The sequence below is a fragment of the Pseudomonas sp. PA15(2017) genome, assembly GCF_001945395.1.
Lineage (GTDB): Bacteria > Pseudomonadota > Gammaproteobacteria > Pseudomonadales > Pseudomonadaceae > Aquipseudomonas.
In genome coordinates this window covers 39165-51922 of record NZ_MSXV01000053.1, presented here as the reverse complement: position 1 = coordinate 51922, position 12758 = coordinate 39165, and the positions used below count along the sequence as shown (strand labels likewise).

Genomic DNA, 12758 nt, shown 5'->3' with positions numbered 1-12758 from the left:
GAACGATGTTCACATGGTAACTATTCGTCTCGCTCGTGGCGGCTCCAAAAAGCGCCCCTTCTACCACCTCACCGTGACCAACAGCCGCAATGCGCGCGACGGTCGCTTCGTAGAGCGCATCGGTTTCTTCAACCCGATCGCCTCGGGTGCTGAAGTCAAGCTGTCCGTGAATCAAGAGCGCGCCACTTACTGGCTGAGCCAGGGTGCCCAGCCGTCTGAGCGCGTTGCTCAGCTGCTGAAAGAAGCTGCCAAGGCTGCTGCCTAAGCACTTCTATGAGCACGACGCCGGCCCCCGCCGAGGATCTTCTGGTTCTTGGCAAGATCGTTTCGGTGCATGGCGTCAAGGGTGAGATAAAGGTGTACTCCTTTACCGATCCGCTGGATAACGTGCTCGATTACCCTCGCTGGACGCTACGGCGCGACGGTGAGGTGAAACAGGTTGAACTGGCTGGTGGACGCTTGCAGGGCAAGGTTCTGGTCGCCAGGCTGAAAGGGCTCGATGATCGTGAAGTGGCGCGTACCTACGCGGGCTTCGAGATCTGCGTTCCTCGCAGCCAACTGCCGGAGCTCGATGACGGCGAGTTCTACTGGTATCAGCTGGAAGGTCTGAAGGTCATCGATCAGGCAGGGCAACTGCTCGGCAAGATCGATCATCTGTTTGAGACCGGTGCCAATGACGTGATGGTGGTCAAGCCCTGCGCTGACAGCCTCGATGATCGTGAGCGTCTGTTGCCTTATACGCAGCAGTGCGTGTTGTCGATCAGTCTCGAGGCTGGCGAGATGCGGGTCGATTGGGATGCGGATTTCTGACGCCATGGCGAGCCTGCGCGTCGATGTCATTACGCTGTTCCCGGAGATGTTCGCCGCCATCGGCGATTACGGCATCACCAGTCGTGCGGTGAGGCAGGAGCTGTTGCAGCTGACCTGCTGGAACCCACGCAGCTACACCACGGATCGTCATCACACCGTTGACGACCGCCCCTTCGGTGGTGGTCCCGGCATGGTGATGAAGATCAAGCCGCTGGAAGATGCCCTGGCCGATGCCAGGCAGGCCAGCGACGTTGCGGCGAAGGTGATCTACCTGTCGCCGCAGGGCCGCCCGCTGACGCAGGCGGCGGTACGCGAGCTGGCGAAGGAGGAGCGTTTGATCCTCATCGCCGGCCGCTACGAAGGCGTCGACGAGCGTTTCATCGAAACGCACGTCGACGAGGAATGGTCGATCGGCGACTACGTCCTGTCTGGCGGTGAGCTGCCAGCCATGGTGCTGATCGATGCGGTAACGCGCCTTTTGCCTGGTGCATTGGGTCATGCAGATTCGGCCGAGGAAGACTCCTTCACGGATGGCTTGCTCGACTGCCCGCACTACACCCGTCCGGAGGTGTATGCGGATAAGCGTGTTCCGGAGGTGCTGCTTGGCGGCAACCACGAACACATCCGGCGCTGGCGTTTGCAGCAGTCCCTGGGGCGCACCTGGGAACGCCGTGTCGATCTTCTGGATAGCCGCTCGCTTTCTGGAGAAGAGAAGAAGCTGCTGGAGGAATACATCCGCCAGCGGGACGATAACTAATATCGATGGCCGGCCTGACGGCCCGTCTTAGGAGCGCAGCATGACCAACAAAATCATTCAGCAAATCGAAGCTGAGCAGATGAGCAAAGAGATCCCGACCTTTGCCCCGGGCGACACCGTAGTCGTTCAGGTGAAAGTGAAGGAAGGTGACCGTCAGCGTCTGCAGGCGTTCGAAGGTGTGGTAATCGCCAAGCGTAACCGTGGTCTGAACAGCGCCTTCACCGTGCGCAAGATCTCCAGCGGCGTAGGCGTTGAGCGTACTTTCCAGACCTACAGCCCGCTGGTCGACAGCCTGGCAGTCAAGCGTCGTGGTGACGTTCGCAAGGCCAAGCTGTACTACCTCCGCGACCTGTCCGGCAAGGCAGCACGCATCAAGGAAAAACTGGTTTAATCCAGTTTTCCCCACGAAAAAAGCAGCCTCGGCTGCTTTTTTCGTTTCTGACGTGTGGTGGGCTGGCAGCCGTTTCGCAAGCCACCTGTGGGGGCGGGCATGGCCCGCTTCCAGAAAAGCAGTGCAGTGTCTGCTTTCGAATGTGTTGATAATGAATTTTTTGCGTAGTGCAGATCTGACCCCATGGCCGCTGTCGACCATCCATTGATCGAGCGTTTCATCGAGGCTTTGTGGCTGGAAAAGGGCCTGTCCGCCCATACCCAGTCGGCCTATCGCAGCGATCTGGCGCTGCTCAACGGCTGGCTGCAGGCCCGTGGCGTGGAGCTGCAAGCGGTGGGGCGCGAGGTGCTGCTCGATCACCTGGCCTGGCGCATGAACGAGGGCTACAAGGCGCGCTCCACGGCGCGGCTGATCTCCGGCATGCGCGGTTTCTACCGCTTCCTGCTGCGCGAAGGAATCATCGATGCCGATCCTACCCTGCAGGTCGACATGCCCCAGCTTGGACGGCCGCTGCCCAAGTCGTTGTCCGAGGCGGATGTCGAAGCGCTGCTGGCCGCGCCGGATCTGGACGATCCCATCGGCCTGCGTGATCGCGCCATGCTCGAGGTGTTGTACGCCTGCGGGTTGCGGGTCAGTGAGCTAGTCGGGCTGACCCTCGAGCAGGTCAATCTGCGCCAGGGCGTGCTGCGGGTGTTCGGCAAGGGCAGCAAGGAGCGCCTGGTGCCCATGGGTGAGGAAGCCATCGGTTGGGTCGAGCGCTATTGTCGCGAGGCGCGGCCTGCGCTGCTGGCTGGTCGCCCCGCGGACGTGCTGTTCCCCAGCCTGCGTGGTGAGCAGATGACCCGGCAAACCTTCTGGCACCGCATCAAGCATCAGGCCCAGGTGGCGGGCATCAGCAAGTCGCTGTCGCCGCACACCCTGCGCCATGCGTTCGCGACCCATTTGCTCAATCACGGCGCGGATTTGCGCGTCGTGCAGATGCTGCTGGGTCACAGTGATCTGTCCACCACGCAGATCTACACCCATATCGCCCGCGCCCGCTTGCAGGCATTGCATGCCCAGCACCATCCGCGTGGCTGAATCGGTTGTCGCCAGTTCGCGCTTTGCGTCTGCTGCCCGCAGCCTGGGGCCCTGGTTATGGTAGGCTCTGCTCTTTCTCTGTCACCCCGTCGCTCGATAGGAGTATTCATGCGTGTGACCCGCATCGTCGCGGCCATGGCTCTCGGCCTGGTCAGCACCCTCGGCCATGCCGCCGACCCGGATCAGGCGATCCGCAAGAACCTGCTTTCCATCCAGCCCGATCTGCCGATCGAGGCCGTTGCCGAGAGCCCGATGCCTGGCGTTTACCAGGTGCAGCTCAAGGGTGGTCGCCAGCTGTATGCCAGCGCCGACGGGCAGTTCGTGATGCAGGGCTACCTGTTCCAGTTCAAGGATGGCCAGGCCATCAACCTGACCGAAGCGGAAGAAAGCAAGGCCATCGCCAAGCAGATCAACGGCATTCCCGCCAAGGACATGGTGGTCTTCGCGCCGAAAGAGCCGAAGACGCACATCACCGTGTTCACCGATACCGATTGCGGCTACTGCCAGAAGCTGCACAGCGAAGTGGGCGAACTGAACAAGCTGGGCGTCGAAGTGCGCTACCTGGCCTTCCCGCGCCAGGGCCTGGGCAGCAAAGGTGCCAAGGATCTGGCCAGCGTGTGGTGTGCCAAGGATCGCCAGGCGGCCATGAACAAGGCCAAATCGCGCGAGTCGGTACCCGCAGCCACCTGCGACAACCCGGTCGCCCAGCAGTACCAGCTGGGGCAGATGATCGGCGTCAACGGCACGCCGGCGATCATTCTTGAAAACGGCAAGATGATCCCCGGTTACCAGCCTGCCGCGCAGCTGGCGAAGTTGGCGCTGGAAGCCAAGTGATCCGGCTCGATTGACTATCAGACAGCCGCTTCGTAATGTGCGGCTCTTTTTCCACGGCTGGCGCCCGCGTCGGCCGTTTTATGCAGTGCAGTTGGGAGTCTAGTGTGAATCCGGTCAAAGTAGGCATCTGTGGGCTGGGTACCGTCGGTGGCGGTACCGTGAATGTGCTCAAGCGCAACGCCGAGGAAATCGCGCGTCGTGCCGGGCGTGGCATCGAGGTGGCGCAGATCGCCACCCGCACACCCAAGCCCCAGTACCAGTCGACCGGCATTACCATGACCGACGATGTCTTCGCGGTGGCCTGCAACCCCGAGATCGATATCGTCGTGGAACTCATCGGCGGCTACAGCGTTGCCCGTGAACTGGTCCTCAAGGCCATCGACAACGGCAAGCATGTGGTCACCGCCAACAAGGCGCTGATCGCCGTGCATGGCAACGAGATCTTCGCGCGCGCCCGCGAGAAGGGCGTGATCGTCGCGTTCGAGGCGGCGGTGGCTGGTGGCATCCCGGTGATCAAGGCGATCCGCGAAGGCCTGTCGGCCAATCGTATCAATTGGCTGGCCGGTATCATCAACGGCACCGGCAACTTCATCCTCAGCGAGATGCGCGAGAAGGCTCGCACCTTCGAAGACGTGCTGGCCGAGGCCCAGGCCCTGGGTTACGCCGAGGCCGATCCCACCTTCGACGTCGAAGGCATCGACGCGGCCCACAAGCTGACCATTCTGGCGTCCATCGCCTTCGGCATTCCGCTGCAGTTCGACAAGGCCTATACCGAAGGCATCACCAAGCTGACCACCTCCGACGTGAACTACGCCGAGGCACTGGGCTACCGCATCAAGCACCTGGGTGTGGCACGGCGTACCGATACCGGCATCGAACTGCGTGTGCACCCGACGCTGATTCCGGCCGACCGCCTGATCGCCAACGTCAATGGCGTGATGAACGCCGTGATGGTCAATGGTGACGCCGCCGGCAGCACCCTGTTCTATGGTGCTGGCGCGGGCATGGAAGCGACCGCCTCGGCCGTGGTGGCCGACCTGGTCGACGTGGTGCGTGCGCTAACCACCGATCCGACCAACCGCGTGCCGCACCTGGCCTTCCAGCCGGATTCGCTGTCCGACCACCCGATCCTGCCGATCACCGCCTGCGAAAGCGCCTATTACCTGCGCATCCAGGCCAAGGATCGCCCGGGCGTGCTGGCCCAGGTGGCGAGCATTCTGTCGGGGCGCGGCATCAACATCGAATCGATCATGCAGAAGGAAGTCGAGGAGCAGGACGGCCTGGTACCGATGATCCTGGTTACTCATCGCGTTGCCGAGCAGCGCATGAACGACGCCATTTCTGCCCTGGAAGCGCTGGCCGACGTCGTCGGCAACGTGGTGCGCATCCGCGTCGAACAACTGAATTAACCCGGGCGGCAGGCGGCAGGCGAAGGCTGCAGGCGAAAAAGCCTGAGGCCTGAAGCCTGAGGCCTGAGGCCAAAACCGAAGGTTTTGATCAATGCGCTATATCAGCACTCGCGGCCAGGCACCGGCCCTGAATTTCGAAGACGTCCTGCTGGCCGGTCTGGCCACCGATGGCGGCTTGTACGTGCCGGAAAACCTGCCACGCTTCAGCCAGGAAGAAATCGCCTCCTGGGCGGGCCTGCCGTACCACGAGTTGGCCTTCCGGGTGATGCGTCCGTTCGTGACCGGTAGCATCCCGGATGCCGATTTCAAGAAGATTCTCGAAGACACCTATGGCGTGTTCGAGCACTCGGCCGTGGCGCCGCTGCGTCAGCTGAACGGCAACGAGTGGGTGCTCGAGCTGTTCCATGGGCCGACCCTGGCGTTCAAGGATTTCGCCCTGCAGCTGCTCGGTCGCCTGCTCGACTACGTGCTGGCCAAGCGCAACGAGCGCGTGGTGATCATGGGCGCCACCAGTGGTGACACCGGCTCGGCCGCCATCGAGGGCTGCAAGGCTTGCGATAACGTCGATATCTTCATCATGCACCCGCACAACCGTGTGTCCGAGGTGCAGCGCCGGCAGATGACCACCATTCTCGGCGACAACATCCATAACGTCGCCATCGAAGGCAACTTCGACGACTGCCAGGAGATGGTCAAGGCCAGCTTCGCCGACCAGGGTTTCCTCAAGGGCACGCGCCTGGTGGCGGTCAACTCGATCAACTGGGCGCGGATCATGGCCCAGATCGTCTACTACTTCCACGCGGCCCTGCAGCTCGGCGGCCCGGCGCGCTCGGTGGCCTTCTCGGTGCCGACCGGCAACTTCGGCGATATTTTCGCCGGCTATCTCGCCCGCAACATGGGTTTGCCGGTCAGTCAGCTGATCGTCGCCACCAACCGCAACGATATCCTGCATCGCTTCATGAGTGGCAATCAGTACGCCAAGGGCGAGCTGTACCCGACCCTGTCGCCGTCGATGGACATCATGGTCTCGTCGAACTTCGAGCGTCTGCTGTTCGACCTGCACGGGCGCAACGGCCCGTCGATCGCCGCACTGATGACCGAATTCCGCCAGACCGGCGGCTTCACCGTCGAAGACGATCGCTGGACCGAGGCGCGCAAGTTGTTCGATTCCCTCGCCGTGAGCGATGAGCAGACCTGCCAGACCATCGCCGAAGTTCATGCCGCCACCGGTGAGCTGCTCGATCCGCATACCGCCATCGGTGTACGTGCCGCCCGCGAGTGCCGCCGCAGTCTGTCCGTGCCAATGGTGGTACTGGGCACCGCTCATCCGGTCAAGTTTCCGGAAGCCATCGAGAAGTCCGCCGTGGATCTGTCACCAGCGTTGCCGGCGCACCTGGCCGATCTGTTCGAGCGCGAAGAGCGCTGCACCGTGTTGGCCAACGACTTGGCCACCGTGCAGCAGTTCGTCGCCGCGCACGGCAATCGCGGCAAGCCGCTGTAAGCGGCAACGCTGCAAGGCGAAAGGCCGGTCACCGAGAGGTGCCGGCCTTTTGTATTTTCAGGCTGGCTGCACAGCGCGTTGTCGTAGCCTGGGTGGGGCGGAACGATCCCCAGGTTCTATTCGGCGCGGAGCGATCTTTCGTGGATTGCACCCGGGTTTCGCTTCGCTCTAAGAACCTGTTCATAATCTTTGAGCCCAGCTTCGGCGACTTTGGCGGCTAAGTGGCGGGAGCGGCCTTTCCCCGATCCATTGTGGGAGCGCGCCATGCGCGCGAAAAATCGCGGGCATGGCCCGCTCCTACAGGTACTTCATCAATGGCCGCTTCTGCCTTGTAGTTGCCGCTTCATGCGCAGATAAGGCTTTGAACAGGCTCCAAGCCGGCTACGACATGCTGATCGGCTCCAGCGGGTGCGCTGTCGGGATCTACCGCCGATTGGCCGCCGCCACCGGCGCCTGCTGGCAAAGTCGCTTGTCCAACTGGCCGACATAGGGGTTGCCCCAGCCCATCACGCAGCCGACCAGTTGGTTGCGTTGGCGCTCCCACTGCTCGGCGGGGTAGGTCTTGTTCCAGGCGTTGAATAGCTGGCGGTTCTGTTTCGACAGGCGCAGCTGGTAGCGGTCGCTCATGTACAGATAGGTGCGAGCGATCATGCCGCGTACCTGCTGGCGCGGCATCACCTTGCGCGCCTTGAAGTCGACCACCGTAGGGCAGGCGCCATACTGGCTCGGCTTCTGTGGTAGCCAGCCGAAGTCGTAGTTGCTGCGGTCGCCATTGACCTCGCCAATCGCCGGCACCAGGTTGTGCAGGTCGGCCTCGGCGCGGCGGAATACGCTGTCGTTCTTGCTGCAATTGTTGCGCCCGCCATGCTGCCAGCACTGGCGCTGATGGCCGATCTGCCAGGCCGGGACGATGTGTTCCCACTCGATGCGCGCTGCGCGGTTGGCATTCTTGCGTGGCGTGTAGCCGCAGCTTTTCAGGTCGACGCGGTTGCCCTTGAAACTGCAGCCGCAATAGAACTCCACCGACTGGCGTTCGTAGAGCGTCCAGCCGATCTTTTTGGCCTGGCTGAAACTCTGAGGTGGAGCGGCTTGGAGGGAGGTGCAGAGGGTGAGGCACAGTAGGGCGAGGATGCTGCGAAACGGCATGCGGCTTTCCTAAAAAGTGCCGCATCATACCGGCTCGTTGCGCTTTGCCAAGGCTGGCCCATTGATGGCGTCTATCCAAAGCCGTTCCGTCCCGCTCGGCAATGCGGCTTACGCCCGGTCAGGGCCGCACCCAGGTCGCATTCACGTTCTCTGCGATGCAGTTGGCGAACTATCGTTAGTTTCTAGGCTAAAGTTGCTCGGCTGAATTCGCTCCCGAGAGGCTTCCTGCGCCTTGCGATTGAACCCGCTCACACCTCCCGAATAAATCACATGTGATGTATTGAGTTATCACATGTGATGTTCTAGTCTGCATTTCATGGAAAACAAATCATCTGCCCACTACCAGCGTCTTTTCCGTCAGCGGCTGCGCGAGCAGGGGCTGGTGAAGAAGGAGGTCTGGATTCTGCCCGAGCATGCCCAACGGCTCTCGGCGGTCGAAAGGAAACTGCGCCAGCCCCAGCCGGAGCTGGCTTCAATGGAGGAGGGGGTGAGCATGCCTCAGGTTTGGACTGCACAAACGTTGTTCGACGCGCTGGCGGCGACAGCGCCGTTTGCCGATGGCCGCGCGGCGGTCGAGCTGATCCAGGGTGCCGACGCCAGTCTGCACGTGACCATGAAGGAGTACGGCGATCTGCCGCTGTTCATCGCCGTGTTCGGTGATCAGATCGTGGTCGAGGCGCTGCTCTGGCCGGCCAGCGACGTGCGCGACACCGCTGCCTTCAACCAGGAAGTGCTGCGCAGCCACAAGCTGTTCCCGCTGTCTTGCGTGGGGCTCGAAACCCTGCCGGACGGTCAGGCCTGCTACACCATGTTCGGTGCGCTCAGCGCCTCGTCGATCCTGCCCAACGTGGTGCTCGAGATCGAGACGCTGGCGGACAACGTCATCAAGGCGACCGAAGCCTACGAAGACTTCCTCAAGGCCAGTGCATAAAGGAGACATGCCCATGAACGTCTGGAGCAAATTGCTGACGGCGCTGCGCGGCGGTGCCAACGAGATGGGTGAGGCGCTGGTCGATGGCCAGGCGCTGCGTATCCTCGATCAGGAAATCCGCGAGGCTGACGTCGAGCTGCGCAAATCCAAGGAAGCGTTGGCCGAAATCATGGCCAAGCAGAAGCTGGCCGCCGAGCGCGCCAGCAAGTCCGCCGCCAAGATCGCCGAGTACGAGCAGTACGCGGTAAAGGCGCTGGAAACCGGCAAGGAAGACCTGGCCGCCGAAGTGGCCGGCAAGATCGCCAACCTGGAAATCGAACTGGGCAGCGAGCGCGAGCAGGCCGATGCCTACGCCGCCAGCGTGGCCCAGCTGCGTGCGGCGGTGAGCCAGGCGGAAGCCAACATCAAGCGCCTGAAACAGCAGGTCGATACCGTCAAGGCCACCGAAAGCGTGCAGAAGGCGCAGATGGCCGTGGCCCAGCGCTACGGCGGCTCCCAGGCCAAGCTGCACACCGCGGTCGAGTCGCTGGAGCGCATCAAGCAGCAGCAGGCCGAGCGTGCGGCGAAGATGGAAGCGGCGGCCGAGCTGGCCGAGGCCTCCAACCCTGACGAATCGTTGGACGCCAAGCTGCGCGCCGCCGGTATCGTCGCCGACAAGAGCAGCGCCGACAGCGTGCTGGCGCGCCTCAAGGACAAGGCCAAGCCCTGATCACGGGCTGGCTGGTAGCAGCATCGATGGTGGGGCCAGCAGGCTCCGCCATGTTTTCAGGGATAGGAAACCATGGAAATCTTCCTGCAGGTCTCGTTGGCGTTCCCGACGGTCATCTTCAGCTTCCTGCTGTGTCTGGCGGTGGTGTACTGGGTCATCGTCGCGTTCGGCCTGATCGAGATCGACGTGCTCGACGTCGAGGCCGATTCCGCTCTGGAAGGCCCGGCAGCAGCGCTCCTGTCCAAACTCAAGCTGCGTGACGTACCGCTGACCCTGGTGCTGACGCTGCTGTCTTTCTTCGCCTGGTTCATCAGCTATTTCGCCGACCTCTGGCTGCTCGGCCTGTTGCCGCTGGACTGGCTGCGTTATCCGCTCGGCGTCGTGGTCGCCGTACTGGCGCTGCTGCTCGCCGTGGCGCCCACCCGCCTGCTGTGCGCGCCGCTGCGCCCGCTGTTTCTCAAGCTGGAAGTGACCAGCAGCAAGAGCGTGCTCGGCCAGACCGCCGTGGTACGCAGCGGACGGGTGACCGCCAACCATGGCGAGGCCGTGCTGGAGGATGGCGGCGCCGGGCTGATCCTGCGCGTGCGCGCTGACGAGCAACTGGGTTTCAAGCGCGGTGACCGCGTGGTTCTACTGGAGTATCTGGAGGCGCAGCACGCCTACCGGGTGATAACCGAGGATGAGTTCCGAGGCGTCTGAGCCGTCGGTTCCGTTTGTCTCAAAGGAGATTGAGTGCAATGTACAACCTTCCCCCGTCGCTGATCCCCGTGCTGGTCGGGGTCGGCCTGGTCGCCCTGCTGATCATCGGCCTGCTGGCGCTGTTCAAGGCCTTCTACATCAAGGTTCCGCAGGGTACTGCGCTGATCGTCAACGACATGTCGTCGACGCCCAAGGTGCATTTCACCGGTGCGCTGGTGTACCCGGTCATCCACCTCAAGGAGTTCATGAAGATCTCCCTGATCACCCTGGAAGTCGACCGCCGCGCCAAGGACGGGCTGATCTGCCGCGACAACATGCGCGCCGACATCACCGTGGCCTTCTACCTGCGCGTCAACGAGACCCAGGAAGACGTGCTCAAGGTGGCCAAGGCCATCGGTGTGGAGCGTGCCTCCGATCGTGCGGCGGTCAACGAGCTGTTCAACGCCAAGTTCTCCGAAGCCCTGAAGACCGTCGGCAAGCAGTTCGACTTCGTCCAGCTGTTCGAGAACCGCCAGGAGTTTCGCGACCGCATCGTCGAGGTGATCGGCAACGACCTCAATGGTTACGTGCTCGAAGACGTGGCCATCGACTATCTGGAGCAGACCGCCAAGAGCTCTCTGGACCCGAGCAACATTCTCGACGCCGAAGGCATCCGCAAGATCACCGAGCTGACCGCTGCGCAGAACGTCATCACCAATGACCTTGAGCGCAACGAAGAGCTGGCGATCAAGAAGAAGAACGTCGAAACCCGCGAGGCGACCCTGGCCCTCGAGCGTCAGCAGGCCGACGCCGAGGCGCGCCAGAAACGCGAGGTGGAAACCATTCGTGCCCGCGAGGAAGCGGAAACCCTCAAGGTGCGCGAAGAAGAGCGCCTGAAGGCCGAGCAGGCGCGCATCCAGACCCAGCAGGAGCTGGACATCCGCGCCGAGAACCACCAGCGCGAAGTGGAAGTGGCCCAGCAGAATCGCCAGCGCGCCGTGGTCATCGAGGTCGAAAAGGTCACCCGCGCCAAGGATCTGGAAGTGGTCGCCCGCGAGCGCGAGGTCGAGCTGCAGCGCATCGAGAAGGAAAAGGCGCTGGAGGAAGAGCGCAAGAACATCGCCAGCGTGGTGCGCGAGCGCGTGGCGGTGGAAAAGACCGTCGCCCAGGAAGAGGAACGCATCAAGGAAGTACGCGAAGTCTCCGAAGCCGAGCGCCTCAAGCAGGTCACCGTGCTCAATGCCCAGGCCGAAGCCGAGCAGGAGCTGGTACGCCAGGTCAAACAGGCCGAAGCCGACGAAACCCGCTCCAAGCACAAGGCGGTGGAAATCAACAACCTCGCCCAGGCCGAACTGGAAGCCGCGGCCAAGGGTGCCGAGGCCAAGAAGAAATTCGCCGAGGGCATCGAAGCCGAGCGCGCCGCGCCTGGCCTGGCCGATGCGCGAGTGCGTGAGGTCACTGCGGCGGCCAAGGAGAAGGAAGGTCTGGCCGAAGCCCGCGTGCAGGCCGAGCGTCTGATCGCCGAAGCCAAGGGTGAGCAGGAGAAAGGCCTGGCCCAGGCCCGCGTGACCGAAGCGCAGGCCGCCGCCAAGGAAAAAGACGGCCTGGCCGACGCCAAGGTGCTGGAAGAGAAGCTCGGCGCCCAGGCGCGCGGCGAGGAGCAGCTCGGTGTGGCCAAGGCCAAGGCGACCCAGGATCTGGGCATGGCCGAAGCTCAGGTATTGCTGGAGCGCCTGAACGCCGAAGCCGAGGGTCTGGGCAAGAAATTCGGTGCCCTGGATGCGCTCAGCGACAACGCCCGCCAGCACGAAGAATTCCGCATGCAGCTGGAGAAGAGCTTCGAGGAAGCCATGGCCGCCATCGCCGCCAACAAGGACATCGCCAAGGATCAGGCCGAGGTACTGGCCACCGCGCTGGCCAAGGCGAAGATCGAGATCGTCGGCGGCGAAGGCGACTTCTTCAACTCGTTCGCCAAGTCCCTGTCGGTGGGCAAGGCCATCGAAGGCGTGGTCGGCAAGAGCCCGGTGGTGCAGGACGTGCTCGCTCGCCTGCTGCAGGGCCGCGCCGGCGAAGCCAAACCGGCGCCGGTAGGCGACGCCGACGCGGTGTAAGCCTGGGTGCCGGCGCCAGCCTTTCCGGGCTGGCGCCTGTTGCGCGATTCGACGCGGGCCAGCCCCGTGCTTGCAGGCCGCCAGGCCTGCTTCAACGACAGGGAAAGTGGCATGTCGCAATCAAGAGATCACCTGGAAATGACCTTTCGCAGCATCCAGTGCTTTGCCGATGACGGCCGCCTGGACGCCGCCGAACTGGGCGCGCTGTTGACCATCGCCGAGCGCGACGGTGTGATCGATGACGACGAGATCCGCGTGCTGACGCGCATCATCGCCCGTATCAAACCCGAAGAACTCGACCCCGCGATGCGCGAGAAACTCGCCGAGATCGCCCGCAAGATCGGTGCCTGAGCACCGCCTCATCCGTTTCGGCCCCGCCCATGACGGGGCCTTGCTTGCAG

Annotated in this window: 14 protein-coding genes; 13 read left to right on the top strand and 1 reads right to left on the bottom strand. The window is 62.9% G+C overall.

Annotated features, from left to right (window positions below):
• Positions 1 to 13 precede the first annotated feature (13 nt).
• From rpsP to thrC, 8 genes are all read left to right on the top strand, one after another.
• Positions 14 to 265 carry a 30S ribosomal protein S16 gene (rpsP, locus tag BVH03_RS18955; protein ID WP_009403592.1) on the top strand — a complete coding sequence of 84 codons (252 nt, stop codon included), beginning with the start codon at positions 14 to 16 and terminating at the stop codon, positions 263 to 265.
• An 8-nt stretch (positions 266 to 273) separates the two neighbouring features.
• The gene (rimM, locus tag BVH03_RS18950) at positions 274 to 810 is read left to right on the top strand and encodes a ribosome maturation factor RimM (protein WP_075962629.1); all 537 of its coding nucleotides are present in this window, start codon (positions 274 to 276) and stop codon (positions 808 to 810) included.
• A gap of 4 nt (positions 811 to 814) precedes the next feature.
• Entirely contained in the window at positions 815 to 1567 is a 753-nt protein-coding gene (gene trmD, locus BVH03_RS18945) for a tRNA (guanosine(37)-N1)-methyltransferase TrmD (RefSeq protein WP_075934932.1), read from the top strand.
• 40 nt (positions 1568 to 1607) lie between these two features.
• A complete protein-coding gene (rplS, locus tag BVH03_RS18940; protein WP_075931714.1) occupies positions 1608 to 1958 on the top strand; it encodes a 50S ribosomal protein L19 in 351 nt (116 codons plus the stop codon).
• A gap of 183 nt (positions 1959 to 2141) precedes the next feature.
• A complete protein-coding gene (gene xerD / locus BVH03_RS18935; RefSeq protein ID WP_075962628.1) occupies positions 2142 to 3038 on the top strand; it encodes a site-specific tyrosine recombinase XerD in 897 nt (298 codons plus the stop codon).
• A gap of 108 nt (positions 3039 to 3146) precedes the next feature.
• Positions 3147 to 3872, top strand: a complete 726-nt coding sequence (locus tag BVH03_RS18930) for a DsbC family protein (RefSeq protein WP_075962627.1) — start codon at positions 3147 to 3149, stop codon at positions 3870 to 3872.
• 104 nt (positions 3873 to 3976) lie between these two features.
• Positions 3977 to 5281: a homoserine dehydrogenase gene (locus tag BVH03_RS18925; RefSeq protein ID WP_075962626.1), complete on the top strand. Its 1305-nt coding sequence runs from the start codon at positions 3977 to 3979 to the stop codon at positions 5279 to 5281.
• A 91-nt stretch (positions 5282 to 5372) separates the two neighbouring features.
• Complete coding sequence (gene thrC / locus BVH03_RS18920; RefSeq protein ID WP_075962625.1) at positions 5373 to 6782, top strand: threonine synthase; 1410 nt, start codon at positions 5373 to 5375, stop codon at positions 6780 to 6782.
• Between the two features lie 423 nt (positions 6783 to 7205).
• Here the strand turns inward: thrC and BVH03_RS18915 are convergent, their stop codons facing one another.
• The gene (locus tag BVH03_RS18915) at positions 7206 to 7928 is read right to left on the bottom strand and encodes an endonuclease (protein ID WP_075962624.1); all 723 of its coding nucleotides are present in this window, start codon (positions 7926 to 7928) and stop codon (positions 7206 to 7208) included.
• Between the two features lie 316 nt (positions 7929 to 8244).
• Here BVH03_RS18915 and BVH03_RS18910 point away from each other — a divergent pair, with 316 nt between their 5' ends.
• From BVH03_RS18910 to BVH03_RS18890, 5 genes are all read left to right on the top strand, one after another.
• Positions 8245 to 8859 (top strand): YjfI family protein, encoded by a 615-nt coding sequence (locus tag BVH03_RS18910; protein ID WP_075962623.1) that lies wholly within the window; start codon positions 8245 to 8247, stop codon positions 8857 to 8859.
• Between the two features lie 13 nt (positions 8860 to 8872).
• Complete coding sequence (locus BVH03_RS18905) at positions 8873 to 9568, top strand: PspA/IM30 family protein (protein WP_075962622.1); 696 nt, start codon at positions 8873 to 8875, stop codon at positions 9566 to 9568.
• Between the two features lie 72 nt (positions 9569 to 9640).
• Positions 9641 to 10267 (top strand): OB-fold-containig protein, encoded by a 627-nt coding sequence (locus BVH03_RS18900; protein ID WP_075962621.1) that lies wholly within the window; start codon positions 9641 to 9643, stop codon positions 10265 to 10267.
• A gap of 38 nt (positions 10268 to 10305) precedes the next feature.
• Complete coding sequence (locus BVH03_RS18895; RefSeq protein ID WP_075962620.1) at positions 10306 to 12357, top strand: flotillin family protein; 2052 nt, start codon at positions 10306 to 10308, stop codon at positions 12355 to 12357.
• Positions 12358 to 12468: 111 nt separating this feature from the next.
• Positions 12469 to 12708: a hypothetical protein gene (locus BVH03_RS18890; RefSeq protein WP_075962619.1), complete on the top strand. Its 240-nt coding sequence runs from the start codon at positions 12469 to 12471 to the stop codon at positions 12706 to 12708.
• Positions 12709 to 12758 lie beyond the last annotated feature (50 nt).